Source organism: Propionispora vibrioides (assembly GCF_900110485.1).
GTDB classification, from domain to species: Bacteria; Bacillota; Negativicutes; order Propionisporales; family Propionisporaceae; genus Propionispora; species Propionispora vibrioides.
On the sequence record NZ_FODY01000005.1, the window covers coordinates 31,750 to 58,251 of the forward strand.

Sequence of the window (26,502 nt, forward strand, 5' to 3'; positions counted from 1 at the left end):
CGCCCAAACCCGTGGCTTAAGGCCGCCGGCTATTAGTTACAATACCCCTCTGAAATAATGGCCTCTCGTTATATCTTCATGCTCTGCGGCATTAATCTTTTCCTGCACCCGCTGGCGCTCTCCCGTTCCCAGATCAATACATTCACGATAAAGCCGGACTACTTCAGCCAAATGAGCGTCAGATCCCCACTTGCCTTCAATGCGCAACCGGCTGATACCGCTTTCGGCAAACCGGTCAATATGGGGCACCATGCTGAGCTCCTTGCCATTTAACACATGCATGCGGCAATACTGATCGGTAGCCAGAGGAAACTGTTCTCCCTTGCGGTCTTTCAACCAGTACTGTCCCTTTAGACAAGTCTGTTGGCAGGTGCCTGTATGAAGCTGGCCCAAAAAACTGCCTACCGCACAGTATTCAGACACCATTAACGTCAAATAGCCATGCACCAGGCATTCCAACTCGACAGGACTGCTGCCGGCCAGTTTTTCCACCTGGGAAAAGGTCAGTTCGGGGGAAAGAGTCAGGCTGGCCAGCTGCTGCGCCGCTAAAAACTGAATGGTATACAGATTATAAATATTAAGCGGGTAATCACCGTGGAGCGGCAGCGAAATCTGCTCCCTGGCCAGATACAGCATACCCAGGTTGGCAACGGCCACAGCATCCGGCGCCAGCGACTCAAATAGGGCAAGCTCTTGCCGCAGCTTAGGCATCTGCCACTCCTTTGCCAGCCGCGGCGTACTCAAGACAATTTTTTTACCGGCCGAGCGAACCAGATCGACGGCTCTTCGGTAGTCTTCCGGTGAGAGCGCCTGATGGTTCAACGTTTCCCCGCCAAACATAATGCGGTCGGCACCCTGCCGCAAAGCTGTTTTTACTTTCTCCAGCGTGTCCACCTGAACCACCAGTTCCGGCTTTTTGCCCGCCACAGGCTTTATGCTGGCCGGTTCGGGGAGCCGGGACGACTTGAGCGGCGCCGCCGGGCGGCTGAACCGGGCCAGTCTGTCCTCTTCCAGCGCCTCGACCGCCCGTCGCCGGGCATCATTGATTTCACTCAGGGGAACCATGACTGCCCCGTCAATCCGGCATTCAAGTTGTTTGACGGCAAACACGGTCGTCCCCAGGCGTTCGATTTGCTTGGCAACAGTCTCGGCCGTCAGGGGCCGGTTGCGGGCAGCCTCGGCAATAAACTGGGTGGCAGCCTGTCCGGTAAACCCATCACCGTCTTGCATATGAACGACCAACGGCCGTCCCTGGGCAACCTCTACCACAACCTTTACCGGAATACGCCTGACTGGCGCCGCGCCGGTAAAAAACCGGCGGGCATATTCCATCAGCCGGGCATCAAAAATCTTAAACACCCGGTCACCGGCTTTAACCGGCGACGGCACTGCCACGGTTACCTCGGCACCAGCCGGCGCTGCCGCCACTTCGCTCCCCTCCAGGCGGATTGCAGTTACGGTAGTATTGACCCGTCCGCCCACCTTGACCCAAAATTCAATAATATCATCGACATGAAGCTCCTCATCCAGCTTCAATCTAACCGCTTTGCCGACCGGGTCATAAGCCAGCACCCGTCCGATCCGGACACCCCGGTTGTTGGGACGCCGGTGGCTCATCATCTCCCGGCCTGTTTTCTTATGTAAATAAGCGGTGGTAAAATCCCGGTTAAAGATTTGGGCCAGATTCTTATGCTGCAGAACGGCTACTGACGCATCCGGATTGCCCTCCAGATAAGACTGTATCCGCCGCCGGTATATGTCGACCACCACAGCCACATATTCCGGCCGTTTCATGCGTCCTTCAATTTTAAACGAGGTTACGCCGGCGTCCATCAAATTCGGCATATCGTCCAGTGTATTAAAATCCTTAGGGCTTAACAGGTATTCGCCGGCATCGGCGTCGGCCAGTACATTGTTGCCTTCCCGGTCAACCAAGGTATACGGCAGACGGCAGGGCTGCGCACAGCGCCCGCGGTTGCCGCTGCGGCCGCCGATCATGCTGCTCATCAAACATTGCCCTGAATAGGAAATACATAACGCCCCATGGACAAATACCTCTATCTCAATTGGCGAGTGCTGGCAAATATGACGGATTTCCTCCAAGGACAGTTCTCTGGCCAGCACGGCCCGGGAAAATCCCAGTTCCGCCAGATACTCTACCCCTGCCAGATTATGAATCGTCATCTGGGTACTGGCATGCAGCGGCACCTGGGGGATAAGCCGCCGGCCCAGCGCCGCCACGCCCAGGTCCTGGACAATGATGGCGTCCACCTGGAGCCGGTCCAAAAGCTGCAGATATGCGGCTAACTCCTTCAACTCCGCCGTATCTACCAGCGTATTCACGGTTATATAAACCAGCACGCCACGCAAGTGGGCAAAACGCACTGCGGCCGCCAGTTCCTCTTCTCCAAAATTATCGGCATAAGCGCGGGCGCCAAAGGACTTCCCCGCCAAATATACGGCATCCGCACCGCTTTCCACGGCAGCTACCAACGCAGGGTAACTGCCCACAGGAGCCAAAAGTTCCAAAAAATTCATCTCCCTCTATCTGTTTCCAAAGCCGAGATAATCACCGGTGTGATATCGGCTAAAGAATGTATATTCCGGGCCAGCCGGACGCACTGCCTGCCAATCAGTACAGTCGGCACCGGCTGCAGTGTATGCCTTTTCGTGCTTAAATCCTCAAAATTGCCATGATCGCTGGTCAGCACAAATAGCATGTCCGGCGGTAATGCTTCATAAATACCAGCCAAAAACTCCTGCAAAATATTCATGATCCGTGCGGCCCGAACCCAGTCCTGCTTATGGCCGCACAGATCGGTTTGAAAATACTCGAACATAGTAAAATCCTGCGTATCGGCCAGTTCCACCAACCGTTGTCCGGCCAGCCGAGGCGCCAGAGGCACCACATCAGGCCAACCGGCCTGAATCAGTGCTTCATTGGTAATATCCTGATAAATAGCCCGCCCGGCCAGCAAATCCTCCAGTGACCGCAGCGGTTGTCCGGCGGTCAAAATGGTCAGCGTAGTCGCTGCATGACGCCGTTTGCGGCTAGCCACCAAGGTCATATAGTCTGGCGTATACATATTGGCCGAGGTAACCCGATAGCCATGGTTTGTCAGCCGTTTCATGATGCCGTGTTCGGCAATGATTTCGGTCAGTTTCGGCCCCGGAAAGGCGTGAACATGCATGCCCATAACAGCCGGAGCGTTCACACCGGTAAACAGCGCCGTTTGGCCGGTCGCGCTCTGCGGCAGTCCCGCTACGCCCAGTGTGGCATCCGTCGGAATCAGACAGGCATGTTCCGATAGTACCGGTCCCAGCGCAAGGGTTGGCGAACCGCCGAACAAGGTTTGCAGTAACGGCACGGGGTAGGCTACAAAGGGATTTTTATCAGACCGGTTTTCTCCCAAACCGATTCCATCAACAAAAACCAGCAATACTTTCATTAAACCACCTGCTCTGCCATGTAAATAAAAAGCAGTTTCCCATCTGTATATACCTTACCAGCTATTCATTGAAAAAAGAAGGGGTTACCCCTCCTTTTTTCAATGAATTTCTTTTTCCGTTAACGGCTGCTGAGAAGCCGGCGCATCATACCGGCCCGGAGGCTGCTGCAAGTATTCCCTGATATAGCTCACATCCTCCGCCAGCTTTTCCAGCTTTACCATTTGAGCACCCATGGGACTTAGCGGATTATCGAACATACTGGCAATATAATCATCAAAATCCCGCCGGCACACCGGCTCGGCCTCAGGATTCTTTATGACCGAAAAAACGCCGCAGCTTTCCAGACGGCCTGTTTTAATATCCTTCAGATCGGTAATATCCATGCCCTGCCGGTGCAGTTCCTGACGCAAATCGTCATAATTAAAATAAGTGTCGGCAAAGTTTTCTTTGATGATTTTGCCGTCCTTAATCAAAGTCACCGGCGTCCCCTCAAACCAGGTTCTTAGCCGCGTACTCTTTAACGACAGGTAAGACAACAGTTGCTGCAAAAGCAGGAGGGCCAGCAGTGCTTCCACCCCAGTCAGCAGGGTTTGCGTTTTATCCATGGCAGCGCTGACAATAATGTCGCCGATGCCTACCATGATCACAAAATCAAAAGGAGAAAGCTGCCCTACCGTACGGTTTCCCATAATGCGCACCACAATCAGCGCCGCCGTACAGAAAAGAATAATATGTAAAAAAACCCGTCCGATTTCACCTAGCGAAGCTGCCTCACCAAGACCAAACACGTTATCACCCCTTTTATCGCTATTATTCGCAGATAAAAGAAGGCTTATACCGGCTAGTATTAGACAGCTCTGATGATCAGACATTATTTCTTATCCAGCAGCTCCAGCAGTTCCTGATAATCTGTCTCCAGCCGAATGAATTCATCCGCCAGATTAAGTGCCGCCAGCACGGCAATCTTCGCCGGTGATAAACGGGCGTTGGTCCGCGCGACCTTGCGCATACGTTCATCGACCAGGGCAGCGGTTTTTATGATGTGCTCCATATCGGCGTCGCCCTTAAGCGGATATGACTCGCCAAATATTTCAACTGTAACTTTACATTTTTTATCATTCATGCTTCTTTCACCAACTACCTTGTTTGTTCTTCAACTACATGTTATATACACCGATTAAGCGTAACAGACCCGCTTTTAGGGAATTCACATAAATACTTTGTTATGATAGATTCTACCTGCAGGAGCTAAATCCTGCCGGGAAAAAGCAAAACAAGAAAGATCGGGCCGGCTGACCAGATCTTTCTTGCTTTATTTTCCTAATAGTTTAGTTAACTCCGGATTTTTGCCTGCAGCGTATTTTCCAGCGCAGCAATAACCTTTTTGTAAGGCCCTTCTACCTCTTCATCGGTAAGCGTCTTTTCCGCCGACCGGAAGGTTAGGGAAAATGCCAGGCTGCGCAAGCCGGCAGCCACCTGTTCGCCGGTATACACATCAAACAGCTTCAAACCGGTAAGCAGGGCGCCCGCCGTATCGATAATTGTCCGGTATACCTTGTCAACCGGGATTTCCGCCGGTAGAACGACGGCAATATCCCGGTTGATCGCCGGGAACTTAGGCAGTGAGCGGTATTTGGTCAAGAGTTCAGCCTGATCGGCGATAGCTGCCACATTCAGTTCAAAGGCGTATACCTTACGGTTAATATCAAAGCCGTCCAGCACCTGAGGATGCACTTCGCCAATTGTCCCCAGCACCGTATCATCTTTAACAACAATTGCCGTTTTCCCCGGATGGAAGGAAGGATGTTCGCCGGCCTGTATAGTATAGTTCTCGATCCCCAGAGAATCCAGTAATGCCTCGACGGCACCTTTAGTATCATAAAAATCAACCGGCTCTTTTTTCACATTCCAGGTCGCCTCCTGGCGATTTCCCACCAGAGCGCCGCATAGCATCAACGGTTCCTGCGGCAAAGAGCCAGCCGTCGGCGGCAGGGTTTCCGGCAAATAGACTGCCCCCAGTTCATATAGGTGTAAATCCTCATTTTTGCGGGATAAATTACGGGCCACCGTTTCCAGCATGCTGCCCAGCAAAGTGGTCCGCAGCAGCGGGAAATCATCGGTAATCGGATTTACAATGGCGATTGTTTTGCGCAGGGTGCTGTCAGCCGGAATATTCAGCTTATCCAGCGTTCCCGGATGCGTGAAGCTAAACGCGACAATCTCGGAAAAGCCGCTGCCGGACAAGGTGGTCTTCACTTTATCGGCAATGGTCTGCAGATAGCTCTGGCCGCCCCGGACCATATTGCCGTGCGGCGTAGTCGAGGGAATCCTATCGTAGCCGTAGATCCGCGCTATTTCTTCCGAAATATCTGCCGCTCTGGTAATATCGCTGCGCCAGGTCGGCACGGTTACAGTAACCGCATCGGCCGAGCCGGGAGCATCAATCTCAAACTCCAGCCGTTTTAAGATTTCCAGCATGTCCTTCTTGGCAATATCCGTTCCCAAACGGGCATTAATCTGTCCGGCGGTAAAGACCACTTGCTTGGGCAGCACGACTTGCGGGTACTGGTCTACTATACCGGTACAAACTTGGCAGGCTCCCATATCTTCCAGCAATTGCGCGGCCCGGTCCAACGCCCGGGTAATATTGGCCGTATCAACGCCCCTTTCAAACCGGCCGGAAGCTTCCGAGCGAAGGCCCATACTGCGTGAAGTCCGCCGAATGCTGACACCGTTAAAAGAGGCTGCCTCCAAAAGAATGTTTTGGGTGTTAGCGGAGACTTCCGTTGCCAGACCGCCCATAACACCAGCCAGTCCTACCGCCTGTACGGCATCGGCGATTACCAGCATATCCTCCGTCAGTTCCCGCTTCACGCCGTCCAGGGTCGTCAGCCGCTCTTTGGGATTGGCCTTACGGACACTCAGGGTGTGGCGGGCCAGCAGATTGTAATCGTAAGCATGCATGGGCTGCCCCATTTCCAGCATGACAAAGTTGGTAACATCAACCACGTTATTGATGGAGCGCATGCCCGCCGCCTGCAGCCGGTGTCTCAGCCAGTCCGGGGAAGGGCCGACCTTGACATTTTTCAGCACCCGCGCAGTGAAGCGCGAACAGAGAGAAGGCTCCTGGATGTCCACTTTAAACAAGGCAGATGCTTTCTCGCCGGCAGCCTCTTTTACGTTCAGCATAGGCTTTTTTACACTGTTCTTTGTCAATACGGCAATTTCCCGCACCAACCCCAGAATACTGAAACAGTCGGCCCGGTTTGCCGTAAGCTCAAACTCCAGCACCACGTCATCCAGGCCCAGCACGGTCCGGACATCGACGCCCAGCGGGGTTTCAGACGGTAAAATATAAATACCCTCTTTAGCTTCCGCCGACAGCAGCTTGCTGTCCAAATTAAGTTCGGCCGCCGAGCACAGCATGCCGCTGGACATAACTCCGCGCAGCTTGCTTTCTTTAATTTTCATGCCATTCGGCAATTCGGCTCCCACCAGCGCCACAGGCACAATATCCTTTTGTTGGACATTTTTCGCTCCCGTTACAATGGTAAGTATCTCACCGCCGGCAACATCGATTTTGCAAATGCACAGCTTATCGGCGTTAGGATGCGACTCAATAGCCACAATTTTTCCGGTTACTACTTTTTCAATATTCTTACCTAAATATTCAACAGTGGCAACAGGCACGCCGGCCATAGTCAGCAGGTCGGCCAGGTCTTCCGGTGTTTCCTTAAAATCAATATAGTCTTTAAGCCATTTAACAGATGCACGCATATGTTAAACCCCCTTCTTAAAACTGCCGCAAGAAGCGCAAGTCGTTATCATAAAACAAGCGTAGGTCATCAATGCCGTATACCAGCATAGCAATACGTTCGACCCCCATGCCAAAAGCAAAACCACTGACCTGTTCCGGATCAAACCGGCTCATCTCCAGCACACGGGGATGCACCATGCCTGACCCCAGAATTTCCAGCCAGCCGGTCCCCGAACATACACGACAGCCCTTGCCGCCGCACATTACACAGGAAATGTCCACTTCGGCGCTCGGCTCAGTAAACGGGAAAAAGCTGGGCCGGAAACGAACGCCCACCTTGCTGCCGAATATTTCATGAATGAAAAGCTCCAGCGTACCCTTCAGATCGGAAAAACGGATACCCTTATCGACTACCAGTCCTTCCACCTGATGGAAAATCGGTGAATGGGTGGCATCATAATCGCGGCGGTATACTTTGCCCGGTGCAATGATGCGAATGGGTTTTTGCGGATCCGACGCCTGCATGGTGCGAACCTGCACCGGTGAGGTATGGGTGCGCAGCAATATATCTTCGGTAATATAGAAGGAATCCTGCATATCCCGCGCCGGATGATCCGGCGGCAGGTTTAGTGCTTCAAAATTATAATAATCGGTCTCCACTTCCGGGCCGTCGGCAATGTCAAACCCCATCCGCATGAAGGTCTCCTTGATCCGTTCCAGCGTCAGCGTCAGCGGATGTTTGGTGCCCATCGCCGGGCGACGCCCCGGCAGAGTTACGTCAATCCGTTCAGAGGCCAGCCGGTTAGCCAGTTCTGCCTGCTTTAGTTCCTCACCCTTAGTAGTAATTCCGGCTTCCAGCTGTACTCTGATATCGTTGACAAGCTGCCCAATGCGAGGCCGCTCTTCCGGCTGCAAGCCGCCCAAGCCTTTCAGAAGTCCGGTCAAGCTCCCTTTTTTTCCTAAAAATTTAACTCTTAGTTCATTCAGGGCATTGATACCCTCAGCCTCGTTTAGTTCACGAAGCGCCTGTTCCCTCAATGCTGCCAATTGCTCTTCCATAACTATCCTCCTAAACTAAAAAACTAAATAAAAAGACTTCCACCCCTGAAAAGGGGCGAAAGCCATACTTCCGCGGTACCACCCTAAGTTTATACTCTGCTTCCCTAACGCGGAAGAAACGTCCGGCCTACCAGAATCCACCTTCAGCCCGGATACTCAGGAACGAACTTCTGCCAGATGCCCCGGAGCTGCTCTCAATCTACGGCAGCTTCCTCCCTGTATGAAACAGACCTGACATACTCTTTCCGTCATCGCAATTAAAGTCCATCAATGTATGATCAATTGTCGGTAAGATAAGTACGCAGCAATAGAACCGGTCGTTACAAACAACTTCCAGAAGAATTCGGCGGTCAACACCTAGACCACACCCTCCCTATTTAATGTCGGTATCAGGACTTTTTTCTATTGTAGCATACAGATTCTCAATTTACAAGGGAACCGCTGATTTAATGAGCCTGTGGGCCTGACGAGAGATTTTTTCACCTGGCGGGAAAGCAAAACCGAATGAAAAGCCGGGCTATTTCAAGATTTTGCTGACGCGGTTAGGCTAAAAAGGATCAGTCAGGATGCGCGGTGCGAATTAATCAATGGTTCCTAAGCCGACAGCCAGCCCCTTATCGGCTATTTTTTCCCGCCGCTGCCCGTAATGTCTCTGCCGCACCGCTTCGTAGAGGATCACGGAAACGGCAGCCGACACATTGAGCGATTCGGCCTTGCCCAGTAAAGGAATATACACGTTTTGATCAGCGGCCGCCAGACTTTCCTGACTGACACCATTCCCTTCGTTGCCGAAAATGACGGCAACGGCCGGCGTAAAGTCAACCTTAAAGTAAACGTCCGAGGAGGCTAGCGAAGAGGCCAGCAGCGTAACGCCTGTTTCTTTACAGAGCCGAAAAAAATCCGGCAAGGCAACCTGTTCTAAGATGGGCAGGTGAAACAAGGAACCCATACTGGCTCGCACTGTTTTGCCGGCAAACGGATCGGCACAGCCCGGCGACAGGATAACCGCCGTACAACCGGCCGCATCGGCACTGCGAATGGCGGCGCCAACATTGCCTGGGTCCTGGAGGTGATCCAGCACCACCCAAAACGGAGTCTCCTGCCGGGCAGCCACTTCCCGCAAACAAAAGCGTTGCTTTTGCACTAGCGCCATAATCCCCTGGGGCTGTTCGGTATCGCTTATTTTGGCATAAACGCTCTCACTAACCTCCAGCAACCGGATCTTCTTCTGCCCTAAAACAGCAAGAATAGCCTGTCCCCGTTCGTTCCGGGCCACTTTCTCGGTACACAGACACAAATCGATGCAATAGTCCGATTGCGCCGCTTCTTCTACCAGCCGGATTCCCTCTACCGCAAATAGTCCTGTTTCCTCACGGTACTTTTTTTCCCGTAAAGAGGCAGCCAGTTTGACATATTGGTTTTGCAAACTGTTGATACGTTCCAGCATAGGGTCGGAACACTCCTTTTTAGAATCTCCGGTTATGTAAAAAAAATCCGGATTGCTCCGGATTTATCTTACTTGGCCAGTTGCTCTTTCGCAGCAGCCACTAACGAACCAAAGGCAGCACTGTCGCTTACGGCAAGCTCTGCCAACATTTTACGGTTTACTTCCACACCGGCTTTTTTCAAGCCGTTCATCAACTGGCTGTAAGAAATGCCGTTGGTGCGGGCAGCCGCATTAATACGGGCAATCCACAGTCTGCGGAATTCGCCTTTTTTGGCACGACGGTCACGGCGGGCATAATACAGCGCCTTCATAACCGTTTCGTTGGCTTTTTTAAACTGTTTGCTCTTGGCTCCTCTGTAGCCTTTCGCCAGTTTTAATATCTTTTTATGACGTCTATGTGCAGTCACGCCTTTTTTAACTCTTGGCATGTTGTTTACCCCCTGTTTAAGTTAAGTATGGAAAATTAAGCGTAAGGAAGCATTTTTGCTACGCGCTCATGATCGGATTTGCTGACCAGAGCTGCTTTACGCAAATTGCGTTTACGGGACGGAGATTTCTTTTCCAGGATATGGCTTTTAAAAGCTTTAGCGCGTTTGAATTCGCCGGAGCCTGTAACTTTAAACCGTTTTGCGGCACTTCTGCGTGTTTTTATTTTAGGCATGGTGGATCCTCCTTCTAAATTATAAGGCTTAGCTATGTGGTTTAGCTGCCAAAATCATAATCATATTTTTTCCTTCCAGCTTGGGTTCCCGCTCAACATTGACCATCTCTTTCAATTCGGCGGCCATTTTGAGTAAAACCTGTTTCCCCAACTCCGGATGAGAAAGCTCCCGGCCACGGAACATAATGGTTACCTTGACCTTGTCGCCGTCCTGCAGAAAACGCTGAGCGTTTTTCAGCTTAACATTGAAGTCATGATCCTCAATATTGGGACGAAGCTTTACTTCTTTTACCGTAACCACTTTTTGTTTCTTCTTGGCTTCTTTGTCGCGTTTCTGCTGTTCGTATTTGAACTTGCCAAAATCCATAATGCGACAAACCGGCGGCTTGGCGGTAGGGGCCACCTCCACTAGGTCAAGATGCTGCTCCCCAGCAATGCGCAACGCCTCTCTGGTCAGCATAACGCCCAACTGATCACCATTGCTGCCGACCACCCGAACTTCCCTGGCCCGAATCTCCTCATTGATCTTTAAACTCTCTTTGCTAATTGCCACTCACCTCCACTTATTTACGAACTATAAAAAAACTAAAAACGGATGGTATATACTACCATCCGCCAAAAAGCATAAATATACATCATGCCCATATGGACCTTACGAACTTTCCGTTGTAAGGTGAGAAGCGGATGGCTTCTGCTTACTACTATTCTTCACTTGACTATAATATCATTCACCAGTTCACAAGTCAAGCAATTTTCAATTTTTTTCCCTGATTTCCTTAAGCAGCTGGGGCACGAACTCCGCTACCGGCTGGCTGCCCAGATCGCCCTGGCCTCTTTTGCGCACGGCAACACTGCTCGTTTCCTGCTCCTTATCACCAACCACCAGCGTATACGGCACTTTTTGCACCTGAGCTTCACGGATTTTGTAGCCGATTTTTTCATTCCGGTCGTCAATTTCCACCCGGATATCCTGCTCCCGCATTTGCTGCGCAACAGCCCGGGCATAAGCGACATGACGGTCGGTAATAGGCAGCAGTTTAACCTGCACCGGCGCTAACCAGGCCGGGAAGGCTCCGGCATAATGCTCAATCAGAATGCCGATAAACCGCTCCATGCTGCCGTAAGCCACACGGTGAATCATAACCGGACGGTGTTTTTGTCCGTCCTCGCCGATATAGTTTAGATCAAATTTCTCTGGCAGCAGCATGTCCAGTTGGATGGTGCCGCACTGCCAGGTACGTCCGATGGAATCTTTCAGATGGAAATCTATTTTCGGACCGTAAAACGCACCATCGCCAGGATTAATCTTATAATCCATACCGCACTCTTCCAGGGCTTCCTGCAAAGCCTTGGTTGCCACTTCCCAAATCGCATCGTCGCCCATTGCCTTTTCCGGTTTGGTGCTCAGCTCAGCGTGATAAGACAGGCCAAAAGTGCTGTATACCTGGTTAAACAAATCAATAACCCCTTTAATCTCGGTCTTGATCTGCGACGGCAGCATGAAGATATGGGCGTCATCCTGGGTGAAGCTGCGTACCCGCATCAAGCCGTGCAAGGCGCCGGACAGTTCATGACGGTGCACCAGACCCAGTTCGGCCGTACGCAAGGGTAGGTCACGGTAGCTGTGATGCTGGGTGCGATATACCAAAATACCGCCGGGACAGTTCATCGGTTTAACGGCATAGCCTTCGTCATCAATTTGGGTAAAGTACATATTGTCCCGGTAATGATCCCAGTGGCCCGATTGCTGCCATAGCTTCTGACTGAGAATAATCGGCGTTTTGATTTCCTGATAGCCGTATTTTACATGCAGCTTACGCCAGAAAGTTTCCAGTTCGTTGCGGATAATCATACCTTTGGGGTGAAAGAACGGGAAGCCCGGCCCCTCATCCTGAATGCTAAAGAGGTCCAGTTCACGGCCCAGTTTGCGATGATCCCGTTTAGCGGCTTCTTCCAGCATGGTAAGGTAGGCGTCCAGTTCGGCTTTTTTCTCAAAGGCCGTTCCGTATATCCGCTGCAGCATTTTACGTTTTTCATCGCCGCGCCAGTAAGCTCCCGCTAACGTTTGCAGCTTAATCGCTTTGACCTTGCCTGTGGATGCCACGTGGGGGCCGGCACACAGGTCGACAAACTCACCCTGTCGGTATAAAGAAATGACGGCATCTTCCGGCAGGTCGCGAATCAGTTCCACCTTGTAAGACTCACCTTTTTCCTCAAAGAACCGAACCGCCTCAGCGCGCTCCATTTCCAACCTTTCAATCGGCAGGTCTTCTTTCACGATGCGCTCCATCTCAGCCTGAATACGGGCTAAATCCTCCGGGGTAAACGTAACGGGCGCATCAAAGTCATAGTAAAAACCGTTGGCAATCGCCGGACCGATAGCAATCTGCACATCGCTATACAGCCGTTTTACCGCCTGGGCCATAATGTGGGAAGCACTGTGCCGCAAAGCATCTTTCCCTTCCTGATCTTCAAACGTCAGAAACTCTATTTTGGCGTCCTTGGTTAGCCGGCGGGCCAGGTCCAATACCTTACCGTCCACCTTCGCCGCCAATGCGGTTTTGGCCAGGCTGCGGCTGATTGACTGTGCCACTTCTCCCAGTGTCTGGTTGGCTTCCACTTCCCGAATCGAACCGTTGTTTAACTCAATATGAATATGTCCCATTTGTAATCCCTCCTAAATAAAAGCTAAAAGCTGACAAAAATAGAAAACTCCCGTCCCACGTAGGGACGGGAGTATACCCGCGGTTCCACCCTGATTAGTTTTAAAAAAACTCATCTCGTATATGCTATGCTAACGGACATATAACCCGGCCCGGCTTACTTAGTACTTTGCACCCCCTAATTCTGTATCATTCTGGCGGTATATTTTTCGCAATACTGCGTTGTCAACGTCTTACATATTTCCGATATGTGCGACGTTTCCGCCTTATCTTGCGAAAAATCTCCTCGCCAGTCTAGCACAGTCTTAGGGGCTGCAAGGTACTATTCAACCGGACAGTTCAGAGGCGGTAACAATAGGTAGCTACGTTAAAGATGCTTGCAGCCGGTGACATCTTCTCTCTGTAACGCCTTGCTTATTGCCATATCCTCGTCATTACTTTTACTTTACTATTATATTCTCTAAATTATAGCTGATCCCTTGCCTGTTGTCAATTATCCGGCGTAATATTTCCCAAAACATATGGCCGGCAAAGACTGCAGCCCTTGCAGATTGTCACACGGCCCTCAAATATATTTTTGATGATCTCGACCGTATCCTGCGTTTTTTGCGGGTCGCAGCCATGCAGTACAATCTCTTGCGGTGCCAGGGTGATTAAAGCGGTAACCAGGAGGTCCCCATAATTAATTTCGTCCGCGCTCTGACTGATATAGCTCTCGAGGTACTGATTGTGGATGGAATTACCTGCCGTGTCAATGATTTTAAAGACTCCCTCAGGATCGATCACTATGTGCACTTCATCCGCCTGGGGTTCCTGTATATCGACAAAATAACGCAGTACACGGATGAACTCTTTATATTCCAATTCCATCATGAAGTCCTCTACCACATCATCCACCAGATGGACCAGTTCTTCGCGATAATCTTTCAGGCGAAAGTTGATAAATCCTTCCACCACCAATTCGTGATGATGATCCAGATAATCGGTCAGTCTTGACAATATTTGCTTGCGGCGATCAACCAGGCAGAAATCAATGACATTTGTTTTATTCCCGTTTAATGCTTTCAGGGTGTTCTCATAAACAGCCGTCCGTTCTTCCTCGTTGAAGTAATGGTAGTTCTGGTTAATGATCTTGCGGATAATATTCTTTTCTTCATCGGCCACAATCAATTCGGAAACAATTTGAGCCACATAATCCTTCAAGAGCTGCTTGATGCGTTCATAGCTGCGGAAGGATAGCTCACCGTCGACGACATTGCAACCAAGAAAGGTATAATTGCCTTTGCTGGTTTCATCTATCGCGACCTGAAATCCTTCCTGCGCCAATGCAACACAATCTTTCTGAAGTTTTACCCGAATCTCATCCGTTGCTCCGGTCAAGCCTACAGAAAGCAATTTCAAGAACCTCACTCCCTTCTAATGTATTATATGTACTAAAAAATATTTGCATACAAAAACGGGCAGGCTATCGTCTGTCCGTGTAAAAAACATTTTTATACGGACAGACTGTACTTGCAATAATAAAATTACTATGGTACTATATTCAAAAATGACTTAATGTGAATGTGATGACAGGGATAGTACGTATCGCGTGTTTTGCTCAGAGAGCCGGGTAAGGTGTGAGCCGGCGCAGGAACCGCTACGGAATGCCACCCTCGAACAGCCTGCGGAAAACTAATAGTAAGCATGGCCGTAGCCTGGCGTTAACAGGAAAAAGTGAGCCCCACAGGCTAAACTAGGTGGTACCACGGGAATATTTTCTCGTCCTTTTCAGGACGGGATTTTTTTATTTTATAAGGAGGTTTTTTACGTGATTGAATTATTAGAGCTCTTAGAAAAGGACCATACCCTGCCGCTTGACCAACTGGCGGTCATGCTGAACAAGCCTCAGTCGGAAATTGAAAAAGCCATCAAGCGGCTGGAAAATGAAAAGATCATCGTGAAATACCACACGATCATCAACTGGGATAAGGCAGGGGTGGATAGTGTCACCGCCATTATCGCCGTAAAAATAACGCCGCAGCGCGAAGTCGGTTTTGATTCGGTAGCCGAACGTATTTACCGGTTTCCCGAAGTGCGCAGCCTGTATCTGATGTCCGGAGCCTATGACCTGCTGGCCATGATCGAGGGCAGTTCGCTCAAGGAAGTGGCCAACTTCGTATCCACCAAACTTTCTACCATTGACGGCGTCGTCAGCACAACCACGCATTTTATGCTGAAAAAGTACAAAGAAGCCCATGTGATCATGGATGACCGGGAAGCCGATCACCGGTTGGTGGTGTCGCCATGAACTGGGCTGAACGCATCTCGCCGGTAGTCAACTCCATCCCTCCCTCCGGCATCCGGCGTTTTTTCGATATCGTTTCAGAAATGGAGGACGTCATTTCACTGGGCGTAGGCGAGCCTGACTTCATTACGCCCTGGCATATTCGCGACAGTTGTGTCGACGGCCTGCACCGGGGCTATACTTCCTACACTTCCAACTTTGGCCTGCTGGAGCTTCGCGAAGAGATTGCCCGGCTCAAACAAAATGAATTCGGCGTTACCTATAATCCACGCAACGAGATTCTGGTCACGGTCGGCGTAAGCGAAGCGCTTGACCTGGCGATGCGGGCTTTGCTTTGTCCCGGCGACGAGGTCCTGATCCCGGAGCCCTGCTATGTATCGTACAAGGCCTGCGTCACCCTATCCGGCGGCGTTCCGGTGCCTGTATCGACCACTCTGGAAACAGAGTTCCGGGTAACCGTAGAGCAACTGGAAAGCAAAGTTACACCCCGTACCAAGCTATTAATTATCGGCTATCCCAACAATCCCACCGGTGCCGTTATGCCCCGGGAGGAGCTTGAAAAAATCGCCGGTTTTGCCAAAAAGTACGACCTCATTGTCATTTCCGACGAAATCTACGGTAAGCTGACCTATGACGGCCAGCATACCTGTTTTGCTTCCCTGCCGGATATGAAAGACCGTACCATCTTGCTGGACGGTTTTTCTAAGGCCTACGCCATGACCGGCTGGCGCATCGGCTATGCCATGGGCAACCCCGATTTTATTGCGGCTATGACTAAAATTCATCAGTATACTATGCTTTGCGCGCCGATAACTGCCCAGATCGCCGCTATTGAAGCCCTGCGGCGCGGCGAAAAGGCTGTCCAGCAGATGGTCGGCGAGTACAACTTCCGTCGCCGGCTCATGCTGGACGGTCTGCACAACGCCGGTTTGTCCTGTTTTGAGCCCAAGGGCGCCTTTTACATCTTTCCTTCTATTAAAGAGACCGGCTTATCGTCCTTGGCTTTTGCCGAACAACTGTTGAAAGCAGAGAAAGTGGCTTTAGTCCCCGGCGATGCCTTCGGCACCTGCGGCGAAGGCTTTGTCCGCTGTTCCTATGCCACCTCCAGCGACAATCTGGCCGAGGCCCTGGAACGCATCGCCTGTTTCGTAAAACGGTTATCCCGCTAGAAATATAAAAAGGCCGTAAAGACAGTCGTTCCTGTCTTCACGGCCTTTTCCGTTTATAAAAATTAATCCTTGACCTTGTTATATAACGCAATAAAATAGAACACAATGGCAATGATACCGGCAATCTGGATAAATGTTAAGTTATGAATGTCCAAAATAGCAATCCATGCCACAAACAGCACCGATAAGATTTTATCCTTTGTCGAAAGCTTTTTAAACAAACGCTTGCTTCCCCCTTTTGTTCTAGCTGCTATTATCATACCACAGATTGCCCAAAAATTCTAACCTAAATGGAATAACCCCGCAGCCGGCCGGGGCTGCGGGGTCGAAAAAATAAAGAAATGAAATCAGGGAGAAAACATCTCTTTATTTGTCCCGGTATCTCCGAGATGTTTTTAGTATACCCCTTTTTTCTTTGAATTCCGTTTAGCTTAGAGCTATTTTGCTGTTTTTTTCTTAAGAATCAATCGGAAAGGATTCCTTACGGTGTCGGCGAATTGTATAGGATATAACAGAAAGGATACAGTGATGATCTACACAATTACCTTTGCCATTGGCTCCAAGCAGCCTGATTATGACCGTCTTACCGCCGCACTCCGCGCCTTGGGCGATGCCATACCGGCCCTACCGTCCGTGTGGCTGCTGGACAGCCTCTATGACGCCAACCAGATTTTCGAGGCCATCGGTCGTTACCTTGCTCACGAAGATCGACTGTTTGTCGCCGAAATTACTGACAACAGCATGGGCTGGATTGAGGAGCCGGCCAGTTATTGGCTGTCGCAAAAATTCGGACTCTATTAAAAAACAGCGCTTCCTCCAAACAGGCCGGCTATATGCCGGCCTGTTTTTGCTGTCCTCCCACCTGGCGCACCAGCTTAAGCAATATGGCTGTGATAACCATGACCGGTATGGTCGCGCCGGCGATAAAATCAACCTCCAGCATTTGATAATACAGCCAAACCCCAATGCCCCAAACGGCCAACGCCGGCCAGTCAACCAAGAGACCTGCTGTCACCTGCCGGCGGCCGTGCCAGAAATAATCGCTGAACAGAACAGCAAATAGCGGTGCAAAAACTGAGCCAATAGCCAGCAAAAAGTCCTGATAAAGTTCCATATCCACCGCAAGCGCCAGTGCCGTACCGATTGCCGTCAGTACTAACGCCATCCATTTTTCATTCCAGGCCGGCACCAGATTGGCAAAACTGACTCCGGCAGAATAGGCATCCATAAATGTAGTCGTCACAGTGGCCAGCACAATAATGCCCAGGGCGCCAAAGCCCAGACCAGCGGCCAGCATCATGGCCGACGGATCGGCACTACCGCTCACCAGTGCCGCTCCCAGGCCGATAATATACATCCAGCAGCTGCCAACAAAATAGCCGGCCCAACTGCCCCACACGGCACCCTGGCGGTTTCGGGCAAAACGGGTGTAGTCGGCGATCAGCGGCAGCCAGGATAACGGCATAACCACGCTCAACTCCAACGCCCCGCCAAAAGATATGCCGCCAACCGCCTCTTTGGTCAGAGCGCCGGTATCATGAAAGACGACCTGGCTCAACATCACCGTTACGCCCAGCAGCAATACCACGGCAGCCATATTCAGTTTTTTCCAGCCTCCTTCGCGGCCCAGCGCAATCCATAGAGCTACCAGCGCGCCAATAAAAAGACTCCATACTTGCAGCTGGTCCCAGCCCCACAGCAGCCTGGTCACATCATTGGCTGAACGGGCAGCCGAAATGATCATGACTGCCGTCCAACCCACCAGTTGCAAAATATTTAAAGCAGAAAAAAGATAAGAGCCATATACCCCAAAAGAAATTCGCGTAGAAAACAAGGCTGGAATTCCCTCGCGGGCACCAATGTAGCCGCCCAAGGCCAGCAGCGTTGTTCCGGCCAGATGACCGAGGAGCACCGCCAGCAGTCCCTGCTTAAATCCCAGCGGCGCCAATAGACCGCCTGTCATAATCTCAGCGATTGATACCGCCGCACCAAACCATAAAAATAAAAAATGACTTCCCCGTACCGTCCGGTTATTTTCCTGCATCTTAGTTCGTTCCTTTCCTAACAACCATTGATTTTCTTATCCTGGCTCCCATTAAAAGATTAGAAAGACTGCAAAGACCCCAAGCTTTTAGTGGAAGTTCAGTATTACATCCCTACGGGATAAAAAAACTGCTTTCAATTACCATCAGCCCGGTCAATAAAAAAAGCATCCTCACGGATGCTAACGGTTAAAAACAGGCCCTTCTATCCGTCATCCCTCCGCTGGCATTATCCAGATCAGGTTACAGGTCATAGACATATCGGGTCTATATCTCAGCCGGCCTTCCCAGCCCCCTGTGACAGGTATGTAATTGGTATCAGCGTATCACAGATTTATCAAAAGGTCAATTTATTCCGGAAAGAGCTTCCGCAAAAACCCTGCTGTCTGCCTGGCAATGCCGTTGGCGTCGAGACCATACTTTTTTAGCAGCAGGGCATGAGCGCCATGCTCAATAAACTCATCCGGCAGCCCCAGGCGCAGCACACGGCTACCCGCCAGCCCCTGGTCGCTAAGACATTCCAGAACGGCAGATCCAAAGCCGCCAGCCAGCACATTTTCCTCCACCGTAATCAACGGACCGGTTTCCGCTAACAGGTGAATAACTGACCGGTCCAGCGGTTTAACAAAGCGGGCATTGACTACCCCGGCGTCAATACCCTGTTCCTGCAATTGCGCGGCAGCTTGTTGGCATGGGTTTACCATGGAGCCGATAGCAACCAAGTTAACATCCCGCCCCAGCCGTAATACTTCGGCCTGCCCGACAGGCAAAACCTGCAGCGGTTCACTCAAATCGACCCCGATCCCGATCCCGCTGCCTCGCGGGTAGCGCAGGGCTACCGGCCGATTTCCCTGCAGCGCCGTATACAGCATATGCCGCAGTTCCCCCTCGTCCTTCGGAGCCATGCAGATCAGATTGGGTATATGCCGGAGATAGGAATAATCAAACACACCGTGATGCGTCGGACCGTCTTCCCCTACCAGACCGGCCCGGTCAAGAGCCAGCACCACCGGCAGCTCCTGCAGACAGACATCGTGCAGCACCTGATCATAAGCCCGCTGGCCAAAGGTGGAATAAAGCGCAATGACCGGTTTCTTCCCCTCACAGGCCATCGCCGCCGCCATGGTCACCGCATGAGGTTCGGCAATACCTACATCAAAAAAACGGGCCGGGAAACGGCCGGCAAAAGCTTTTAGCCCCGTTCCTTCCGGCATAGCTGCCGTAATGGCGGCTATATTTTTATCGGCTTCCGCCAGGGTCAGCAAGGTGTCACCAAATACCCGGGTATAGGTGGGTGGTCCGTCCTTTTTGATAATCTCGCCGGTTGCCGCATGAAAAGGTCCTACCCCATGAAAGATATCGGCATTTCGTTCGGCTGGAGCATATCCTTTTCCTTTGCGGGTCAGCACATGGAGGACAACGGGGCCGCTCATTTGCTTTGCTTTTTCCAACAGTCCGGTCAGGTCGGCCAGATCGTGTCCGTCGATCGGACCGAGATAGGTAAAACCCAACTCTTCAAACAGCATCCCCGGAATAAAGAAATGCCGCACACTGTCTTTCAGCCGCTCCGCCGTCTGAACCATCCGGTCACCGATCGAGGGAATACGCCGCAGCAAATGTTCAAGATCTTGTTTGACCTTCGCATAACCGGGAGCCGTCCGTATTTTGGCAAGATAGCCGGACATGGCGCCTACATTCCTGGCAATGGACATCTCATTGTCATTCAGTACCACAATCAGTTTGGTGCCGATATGCCCGGCGTGATTCAAAGCTTCATAAGCTTCCCCGCCAGTCAACGACCCGTCGCCGATTACCGCCAACACGTGATTGTCCTGTCCCGACATATCCCGCGCCACCGCCATGCCGACAGCCGCCGAGATGGACGTACTGGCGTGGCCGGTGGCAAACGCGTCATGTTCGCTTTCACTGCGCTTCGGGAAGCCGCTGATACCGCCCATTTGCCGCAACTCATGCAAGGCACCGCCCCGCCCCGTCAATATTTTATGGACATAAGACTGGTGACCCACATCCCAGATCATTTTATCCTGTGGGCTGTCAAACACTTTATGCAAAGCCAGGGTAAGCTCCACCACCCCCAGATTGGGAGCCAGATGGCCGCCTGACCGGGCTACCGTTTCAATAATCAGGCTGCGGATTTCTCCCGCCAGCAAAGTAAGTTCGGCAAAAGTCAGCTTCTTAATATCTTGCGGACTGTTGACACGTTCTAAGAAAGTATGCAAAATTCGTTCTCCCTCCTGAAACTAATACCGGAAATAGTTCGCCATGTTGGAAGAAATCCCCTGCCATTTTGCACAAAAGTTCATTTTTACTGCTCCGCCAACTTTGAAACTGGAAGCTACGGCGAGGCAAAGTTTTTGTCAGCCAAGACGCCTATATGTCGACTGACGACCACGCCGGCTGACGAAATTTTGACCGTCAGCAATTTCTGTTTACAAGGTTTATGGAGCACTAGAGATCTGTAAACTCTAAACCTATAGAATGAATTGCGAGAGATTTTTCGTCCTGCAAGACGAAGGAGGTGCGCATATCGGGAATACGCAAGCCGACGGCAACTAAGCAGGGCGGAAAGATCTCGTAAGAACACTAAGAATTAGGGATTACAGACTACCAGGTAACATAAAGAAATTTTACAGTTCACCTTCCCGCCGGCTCATCCGTATAATAAAGTAAAGACACAATAAGGGGTGGTCCTGTTGGTAATTGATTTTAATGAGCAAAAGTTCCGCAACGAAGTCAAGTCAATGGTTCGTCCTTTTGGCTTAAACAAACATCAAGTGGATGAAGTCATACGGCACGCTCTGGCGGCAGTCCGCCGGTCAAGTAAACCGGTTCGCGGCAATCCGGCAATTCCCGGCAAAGAAGAATGAAATAAAAAGAAACTCACCTTCCGGATTGGTAAGGTGAGTTTCCTCATGCTACAACATGTAAAGACACAACCTATCTATTTATGGAAAAATCAACAGGTCGACGTGTCATTATCGTTACCGATGCAGCAAAACAACAACAAAATAATAATAATGATAATAAACCAGCTACCTCCTGGTCCAAAGCCACCATTTCCACCCCAACGCATGATTATAACCTCCTCATAGCTTAATACAGAATCTACTGTATCCTATGTCGGATGAACGTTAGAGGTTACTCTCCCGCCGAGAAAAATGAAAGTTATGCTTCAAAGACCCGGGCCACATCCTCCAGGCACTTGGTAATTTCAATATGCTGCGGGCAATGGCGCTCACATTGCCTGCAGGCAATACATTCCGAAGCCTTGCCATGGATTTTGGTGTAGTTATTGTAGTAGAGCTGCTGCAGGGAAAAGCCCTTACTCACCGCTTGCTGTTCCGTATTGTACAGCGCAAAATACTTGGGAATCGCTATATTTTTCGGACATTCATCCACACAGTACTGGCAGGCGGTGCAGGGAATGGCAATCGCCTCATTAATAATCGTAACCGCCTGTTCGATAATAGCCTGCTCTGCCTGGCTAAGCGGCTGAAAGTCGCTCATGTACTCCGTATTGTCCAACAGTTGCTCCTTATCGGACATCCCGCTCAGTACCATCATAACCCCGTCCAGACTGGCAGCATACCGTACCGCCCAGGACGGCACCGATAAGTCCGGCCGGTACCCCTTAAACAGCGCTTCCGCTTTTTCCGCCACCTTAGCCAGCGCCCCGCCTTTGACAGGCTCCATCACAATAATCGGTTTATTGTGTTTGCGCGCCACTTCGTAGCACTTCCTGGACTGGATACTGTCATTATCCCAATCCAGGTAATTAATCTGCAGCTGCACAAAGTCCACTTCCGGATGGGCCGTCAGAATTTCGTCAAGCAAAGCAGCATTGTCATGATAGGAAAACCCGACTTTTCTGGCCTTGCCTTCCCGCTTCTTTTGCTGCACAAAACCGAAGCTATCCAATCGTTTGGCTGTTTCGTAATTGGTTACGCCCAGATTGTGAATCAAATAATAATCGAAGTAATCAACACCGCATTTTTCTAATTGCTCATTGAAAATGCGCTCTTGATCTTCCTCGACTTTGAGAAACATCGTCGGCAATTTGCTGGCCACCGTAAACCGGTCGCGCGGATGGCGCTTGATCAAGGCTTCGCGCAAGGCGATTTCGCTCTTGCCGGAATGATACATATAGGCAGTATCAAAATAAGTAAAGCCTCTCTCCAGAAACAGATCGACCATCTGATTCAACTCCGTGAAATCAACACTGGTCGGATCATCCTGCTTAATCAGCGGCAATCGCATAAAGCCAAAGCCTAATTTTTTCGCTTCCATGTCGTACCCCTCCATGTTGTTATGGAATGATTAGGGAGTGTCTTCAAACAATTAGCGAACTGATCAGTGATGCGTGACTTTCGTGACAGACAAGACAAAATTTCGCAGGAATACTGAACTTTATTCCCGGGAATTTCAACGAAGTATGGCACAAAGGGCGCTGTCAGCGGACGTTCCGATCATTTGAAGACACGACCTAACTAAAATGCCGGAAAAAGGATAGCCTAGTTCAGGCATTGTCTTACTCTTTTAAACCCTAGTTTAGCACCTGGAGTGAACTCCATGTCAAGCGGTTTTTACAAAAACGGCAAAGCGGACTGCCGCCTTCATCACACCACAGCTAACGTCAGGCTTCCGTCAGTAAGTCCAACAAGAGGCCTGCGCATCATCAACCACCGATCATCACACGCAGCCCCTTGGCGGCTCCACTGGCTACATACGGCGCCAACTCGCTTGGGGCCAGCATATTTACAGTAGCCAGGCTATATGCATATACTCTGCCAAGCTGTTCATACTTATTCCTGCCCAGTGTATGATAAGGCAGCAGATGCACTTCCTTAATCCGATATCGGACAGCCAGGTCAAATATCCCCTCCAACACGGCCACCTCATAATTAAAGCCTGGAATTACCGGTGTTCTAATGATAATTTTTTGCGGGTTCTTTTTGGCAAGATAAGCTAGATTGTTAAGAATGACACCCAGCTCGGCTCCGGTGGTCGCTTTTAATATTTCATCGTTTACGTGTTTTATATCAAAAAGAAACAGGTCGATATAGGGCTCAGCTTCCATCAGCTTTGTCAAGCCAGTCTGGCCTGTTGTTTCTACCGCCACATGCAGCCGCCCGGCCTTGAGTGCCTTGAGCAGAGTCAAAAAGCCGTCATACCGGGTAAAGGGTTCCCCGCCGGAAAGGATAACTCCGCCCTGTGAATCTTCATAGTAAGCCCGGTCCTTCTCCACTGTCGCGAGCACCGCCGCAATTTCCATGTTCACACCGGGAAAATGTATCGCTTGCTGCGGGCAAAGCTCGCCGCACAAGCGGCAATTGCCGCAAAGGCTTCTGTCAAACACCAGACGATTGTGCTCATTTAAATGAATTGCCTGCTGTGAACACTGCTTTATACAGATGTGGCATCTGACACATTTTCTTTCATTATACATGAGCTGTTTGCTGCTACCTTGTGACTCCGGATTGGCACACCAGGGGCAAAACAGCGGACATCCTTGTAGAAAAACCACCGTTCTGATCCCCGGCCCGTCATGGAGGGCAAAACGTTCGATCTCCAGAACGCTTACCACTAGCTTCGCTTCCTCCTCCGGCCTACGCATATAGATGGCGGCTCAGCAATTCCTGCTGTACATCAGACTCCAGATTAACAAAAACCGCGCTGAAACCGCTGACCCTTACAATCAGATGAGGATACCGTTCCGGGTGAATAACCGCGTCTTCCAGTACTCCTTTGTCGACGACCGTGACCATCAACTGGCAGCCCCCTTTACGGAAATAGGTTTTGAATAACGCTTTGATTTTTTCCCGATTCTGATTGAACAAGACGGGGGAAAATTTAATATTTTGCACTGCTCCCCCGTGATATTTCGCCTTAAACTTAGTCAGTGAGTTTAACAGTGCCGTGGGACCGGACCGATCAGCGCCGCCCTGCGGATTGTTGGCCGGATTCATAAACATGCCACTCAGTCTGCCGTCTAAAGAAGCGGCGGTTTTTCTCCCCCATTCCGTGTTGAGCTGATTGTTACTGATAACGATCAGGTAATAGGCCATGCCGGCCTGTATGCCCCGGTCCCTGATTCCCTGGGCAACATACTCATAAAATTCATTGGCCAGAGAATCTGCAGCCTCCAGGTCGTTGCCGTATTTTTCACAGCGGAGCAAATCCAGCCTGATTGCCTCATACCCTGCAAAATTAGCCAGTGCGGCTGTCTGCAACTGTTTCAAGGTATATTTCTGCTTATCAAACACCAATTGCTTTATGGCATATAACGCGTCCGATGTATTGATATTGCCATAGGTCTCATTGGTCCCGCCCAAATAACGGATTCCACCGTCCAAAAGAGCTTTACCCCGGGCAATACAATCATCCATTAACAGGCTGGTAAACAAAAATGCCGCTTGCTCGTTCATAACTTTATAGGAGTATAGTTGGGCCCTCATCGACAGGTCAAAATAATAATCCAATAGCTCCAGAAACTTGCCATATAGCTCCGCAAAACTCTGGAAGGTTTCCACCGGTCCGATTTGAACCGGTCCCGACTTTCTTATATTATCCATCGGATCAACGCCCTCATTTAACACGATCGTTAATAATTTCAACAGGTTGATGCAGGTATTGGGTGTGCCGGTACTTTGCCCTTGTATGACAAACTCCCCGCAGCCAAAGGGAACATATTGTTCCGCCGTCTGCTCATCGACGTTCATGGCGTACATAACGGCAGGAATATTGACCTGATCATTGTACAGCGTCGGATAGGTCACGCCCTGGCCCAGCAAATCCAGCGCCTGATCAAAGATGTCCTCCGGCGTGTCCTTCGACAGGCGCAGCGTAAACTGAGGCTCCACATACCGGCACTCGCCGGTCACCTGCAGAGCAAGCCTGGCAAATACATCGGCTTCCTTCGGGTGCTGCCGGCCCTTGCCACCCACAATAATCCGGCCATTAACCGTAGTTCGCCTGTTTTCAATCAGCGTCCACAATGTCTTTACATGCTGCTTGGCTTCTTCTTCCGTGATTCTATGATTAGTTAAATCACGGACAAGAAAGGGACCGAAGTAATCGTCAAGTCTGCCATAATTGATAACCCCAGCCAACAGCGCATACAGCCAAAATAGCTGCAGGGCCTGGTGAAAGGTTTCCGGTTTATCCTGCTTGATTTTTTCCAGGCTGTCAAAAATAACCTGCAATTCTTTTTTTCTATTTTTATTGGCCTTTTCCATATGCCGCAACACCATGGTTTGCAAATAACCGGCACAATCTACGAATAAATCTAACACCTGCAGAGCGGCCTGATAAAAAAGATTATTCCGGTCATTTGTCTGATGAGTTTGAAGCAGCCGCCTTAGCCCGCCAATCCCTAAGTCCAGCAGTTTGGGATAGTCCAGCATCATGCCGCTAAGTCTCGCTGTAGCAATCAACGGAAAATCAACATCCACAAACCGGCCGATCGTGGCTTCCGTTAAAACATCCCTGCAGTATAAAGCCTTGGTATCATGCTCCATCCAATACCGGTACAACGCATCGACCCGTGCTTTTATCCTTTCGTCCTGAAACTGATTCTTAAATTCCCGCAGCTTGTTAAACACACAGTAATGACCCACACCGCCTACCGAGGTGACACAGCCAAAGCCTATGGGCAAAAAATCCAGCCGCCCAATCAGGGTGTCGGTTTCCTCCAGCTCCCGGAAAAGCGCCGGATAGATGGTTCTCAGGCAAGCAACCTCTCTCATTTCCTTTGCTAAGCCCAACGAGTCCTTATGTGCCTTTGTGTACCGCTCCATAATTGCCAATTGCTCCAAGGGAGATTTTTCCGATGGGATTTTCTTGCTGACCTCTACATTTTGAATCCCATCTATTTGGGACATAACCATTTTTTCATCTCCTTTTATCTAAGCTGTCAATTACAGTACTACCCTACGGCGGGCAGCCAT

General features: G+C 50.5%; 22 protein-coding genes, 1 riboswitch and 2 other annotated features. Of the genes, 4 read left to right on the plus strand and 18 right to left on the minus strand.

All coding sequences use genetic code 11. From position 1 onward, the window contains the following. Positions 1–36 precede the first annotated feature (36 nt). The 12 genes from BMW43_RS05795 to ytxC all read right to left on the minus strand — a co-directional run bounded on the left by BMW43_RS05795 (position 37) and on the right by ytxC (position 14,438). The gene (locus BMW43_RS05795) at positions 37–2,538 is read right to left on the minus strand and encodes a U32 family peptidase (RefSeq protein WP_091744727.1); all 2,502 of its coding nucleotides are present in this window, start codon (positions 2,536–2,538) and stop codon (positions 37–39) included. Continuing rightward, entirely contained in the window at positions 2,535–3,449 is a 915-nt protein-coding gene (locus BMW43_RS05800; protein ID WP_091744729.1) for a metalloenzyme, read from the minus strand. Before BMW43_RS05800 ends, BMW43_RS05795 begins: the two co-directional genes overlap by 4 nt. A 99-nt stretch (positions 3,450–3,548) precedes the next feature. Next, positions 3,549–4,238 (minus strand): DUF421 domain-containing protein, encoded by a 690-nt coding sequence (locus BMW43_RS05805; protein WP_245732238.1) that lies wholly within the window; start codon positions 4,236–4,238, stop codon positions 3,549–3,551. Between the two features lie 83 nt (positions 4,239–4,321). After that, the gene (locus tag BMW43_RS05810; protein ID WP_091744731.1) at positions 4,322–4,573 is read right to left on the minus strand and encodes a cell division protein ZapA; all 252 of its coding nucleotides are present in this window, start codon (positions 4,571–4,573) and stop codon (positions 4,322–4,324) included. A 209-nt stretch (positions 4,574–4,782) separates the two neighbouring features. Continuing rightward, complete coding sequence (pheT, locus tag BMW43_RS05815) at positions 4,783–7,227, minus strand: phenylalanine--tRNA ligase subunit beta (protein WP_091744733.1); 2,445 nt, start codon at positions 7,225–7,227, stop codon at positions 4,783–4,785. 16 nt (positions 7,228–7,243) lie between these two features. Next, entirely contained in the window at positions 7,244–8,266 is a 1,023-nt protein-coding gene (gene pheS, locus BMW43_RS05820) for a phenylalanine--tRNA ligase subunit alpha (RefSeq protein ID WP_091744734.1), read from the minus strand. Positions 8,267–8,846: 580 nt separating this feature from the next. Continuing rightward, entirely contained in the window at positions 8,847–9,713 is an 867-nt protein-coding gene (locus tag BMW43_RS05825) for a TrmH family RNA methyltransferase (protein ID WP_091744735.1), read from the minus strand. A gap of 68 nt (positions 9,714–9,781) precedes the next feature. Next, positions 9,782–10,141: a 50S ribosomal protein L20 gene (rplT, locus tag BMW43_RS05830; protein ID WP_091744737.1), complete on the minus strand. Its 360-nt coding sequence runs from the start codon at positions 10,139–10,141 to the stop codon at positions 9,782–9,784. A 35-nt stretch (positions 10,142–10,176) separates the two neighbouring features. Further along, positions 10,177–10,374 (minus strand): 50S ribosomal protein L35, encoded by a 198-nt coding sequence (rpmI, locus tag BMW43_RS05835; protein WP_054260349.1) that lies wholly within the window; start codon positions 10,372–10,374, stop codon positions 10,177–10,179. Positions 10,375–10,402: 28 nt separating this feature from the next. Beyond that, entirely contained in the window at positions 10,403–10,927 is a 525-nt protein-coding gene (gene infC / locus BMW43_RS05840; RefSeq protein ID WP_091744738.1) for a translation initiation factor IF-3, read from the minus strand. Between the two features lie 24 nt (positions 10,928–10,951). Next, positions 10,952–11,077, minus strand: a sequence feature (ribosomal protein L20 leader region). A 51-nt stretch (positions 11,078–11,128) separates the two neighbouring features. Beyond that, positions 11,129–13,039, minus strand: coding sequence for a threonine--tRNA ligase (gene thrS / locus BMW43_RS05845; RefSeq protein ID WP_091744740.1), 1,911 nt, complete (start codon positions 13,037–13,039; stop codon positions 11,129–11,131). Positions 13,040–13,526: 487 nt separating this feature from the next. After that, positions 13,527–14,438, minus strand: a complete 912-nt coding sequence (gene ytxC / locus BMW43_RS05850; RefSeq protein WP_091744741.1) for a putative sporulation protein YtxC — start codon at positions 14,436–14,438, stop codon at positions 13,527–13,529. A 158-nt stretch (positions 14,439–14,596) separates the two neighbouring features. Continuing rightward, positions 14,597–14,809, plus strand: a binding site (T-box leader). A 38-nt stretch (positions 14,810–14,847) separates the two neighbouring features. On the opposite strand from ytxC, the gene BMW43_RS05855 reads away from it, so the two are divergent. Further along, the gene (locus BMW43_RS05855) at positions 14,848–15,327 is read left to right on the plus strand and encodes an Lrp/AsnC family transcriptional regulator (protein WP_091744742.1); all 480 of its coding nucleotides are present in this window, start codon (positions 14,848–14,850) and stop codon (positions 15,325–15,327) included. Further along, positions 15,324–16,493 (plus strand): aminotransferase class I/II-fold pyridoxal phosphate-dependent enzyme, encoded by a 1,170-nt coding sequence (locus tag BMW43_RS05860; RefSeq protein WP_091744743.1) that lies wholly within the window; start codon positions 15,324–15,326, stop codon positions 16,491–16,493. The genes BMW43_RS05855 and BMW43_RS05860 overlap by 4 nt, the downstream gene beginning before the upstream one ends. Before the next feature lie 62 nt (positions 16,494–16,555). On the opposite strand, the gene BMW43_RS21030 is transcribed toward BMW43_RS05860, so the two are convergent. After that, positions 16,556–16,714 (minus strand): hypothetical protein, encoded by a 159-nt coding sequence (locus BMW43_RS21030; RefSeq protein WP_177173474.1) that lies wholly within the window; start codon positions 16,712–16,714, stop codon positions 16,556–16,558. Between the two features lie 307 nt (positions 16,715–17,021). On the opposite strand from BMW43_RS21030, the gene BMW43_RS05865 reads away from it, so the two are divergent. Beyond that, positions 17,022–17,294, plus strand: coding sequence for a hypothetical protein (locus BMW43_RS05865; protein ID WP_091744745.1), 273 nt, complete (start codon positions 17,022–17,024; stop codon positions 17,292–17,294). A 28-nt stretch (positions 17,295–17,322) separates the two neighbouring features. Here BMW43_RS05865 and cytX read toward each other — a convergent pair whose 3' ends face one another. Both cytX and dxs read right to left on the minus strand, forming a co-directional pair. Beyond that, positions 17,323–18,537: a putative hydroxymethylpyrimidine transporter CytX gene (gene cytX / locus BMW43_RS05870; RefSeq protein WP_091744746.1), complete on the minus strand. Its 1,215-nt coding sequence runs from the start codon at positions 18,535–18,537 to the stop codon at positions 17,323–17,325. A gap of 196 nt (positions 18,538–18,733) precedes the next feature. Continuing rightward, positions 18,734–18,843, minus strand: a riboswitch (TPP riboswitch). 42 nt (positions 18,844–18,885) lie between these two features. Next, entirely contained in the window at positions 18,886–20,775 is a 1,890-nt protein-coding gene (gene dxs / locus BMW43_RS05875; protein WP_091744747.1) for a 1-deoxy-D-xylulose-5-phosphate synthase, read from the minus strand. Positions 20,776–21,249: 474 nt separating this feature from the next. On the opposite strand from dxs, the gene BMW43_RS21035 reads away from it, so the two are divergent. Beyond that, positions 21,250–21,423, plus strand: a complete 174-nt coding sequence (locus tag BMW43_RS21035; RefSeq protein ID WP_177173475.1) for a hypothetical protein — start codon at positions 21,250–21,252, stop codon at positions 21,421–21,423. Positions 21,424–21,721: 298 nt separating this feature from the next. Here BMW43_RS21035 and BMW43_RS05880 read toward each other — a convergent pair whose 3' ends face one another. The 3 genes from BMW43_RS05880 to BMW43_RS05890 form a co-directional block, all read right to left on the minus strand. Continuing rightward, on the minus strand, positions 21,722–22,843 hold the full coding sequence (locus BMW43_RS05880) for an aldo/keto reductase (RefSeq protein WP_091744749.1): 1,122 nt from the start codon (positions 22,841–22,843) through the stop codon (positions 21,722–21,724). A gap of 388 nt (positions 22,844–23,231) precedes the next feature. Further along, the gene (locus BMW43_RS05885) at positions 23,232–24,140 is read right to left on the minus strand and encodes a glycyl-radical enzyme activating protein (protein WP_091744750.1); all 909 of its coding nucleotides are present in this window, start codon (positions 24,138–24,140) and stop codon (positions 23,232–23,234) included. Between the two features lie 22 nt (positions 24,141–24,162). Then, positions 24,163–26,442 carry a pyruvate formate lyase family protein gene (locus BMW43_RS05890; RefSeq protein ID WP_091744751.1) on the minus strand — a complete coding sequence of 760 codons (2,280 nt, stop codon included), beginning with the start codon at positions 26,440–26,442 and terminating at the stop codon, positions 24,163–24,165. Positions 26,443–26,502: the final 60 nt, after the last annotated feature.

Excerpts from the sequence above, each read along its gene's own strand:
- BMW43_RS05800 (WP_091744729.1), bottom strand. The coding sequence starts at position 3,449 with ATGAAAGTATTGCTGGTTTTTGTTGATGGAATCGGTTTGGGAGAAAAC.
- rpmI (WP_054260349.1), bottom strand. The coding sequence starts at position 10,374 with ATGCCTAAAATAAAAACACGCAGAAGTGCCGCAAAACGGTTTAAAGTT.
- BMW43_RS05795 (WP_091744727.1), bottom strand. The coding sequence starts at position 2,538 with ATGAATTTTTTGGAACTTTTGGCTCCTGTGGGCAGTTACCCTGCGTTG.
- BMW43_RS05880 (WP_091744749.1), bottom strand. The coding sequence starts at position 22,843 with ATGGAAGCGAAAAAATTAGGCTTTGGCTTTATGCGATTGCCGCTGATT.
- cytX (WP_091744746.1), bottom strand. The coding sequence starts at position 18,537 with ATGCAGGAAAATAACCGGACGGTACGGGGAAGTCATTTTTTATTTTTA.
- BMW43_RS05860 (WP_091744743.1), top strand. The coding sequence starts at position 15,324 with ATGAACTGGGCTGAACGCATCTCGCCGGTAGTCAACTCCATCCCTCCC.
- BMW43_RS05865 (WP_091744745.1), top strand. The coding sequence starts at position 17,022 with ATGATCTACACAATTACCTTTGCCATTGGCTCCAAGCAGCCTGATTAT.
- rplT (WP_091744737.1), bottom strand. The coding sequence starts at position 10,141 with ATGCCAAGAGTTAAAAAAGGCGTGACTGCACATAGACGTCATAAAAAG.
- pheT (WP_091744733.1), bottom strand. The coding sequence starts at position 7,227 with ATGCGTGCATCTGTTAAATGGCTTAAAGACTATATTGATTTTAAGGAA.
- BMW43_RS05825 (WP_091744735.1), bottom strand. The coding sequence starts at position 9,713 with ATGCTGGAACGTATCAACAGTTTGCAAAACCAATATGTCAAACTGGCT.
- BMW43_RS05890 (WP_091744751.1), bottom strand. The coding sequence starts at position 26,442 with ATGGTTATGTCCCAAATAGATGGGATTCAAAATGTAGAGGTCAGCAAG.
- BMW43_RS05810 (WP_091744731.1), bottom strand. The coding sequence starts at position 4,573 with ATGAATGATAAAAAATGTAAAGTTACAGTTGAAATATTTGGCGAGTCA.
- pheS (WP_091744734.1), bottom strand. The coding sequence starts at position 8,266 with ATGGAAGAGCAATTGGCAGCATTGAGGGAACAGGCGCTTCGTGAACTA.
- thrS (WP_091744740.1), bottom strand. The coding sequence starts at position 13,039 with ATGGGACATATTCATATTGAGTTAAACAACGGTTCGATTCGGGAAGTG.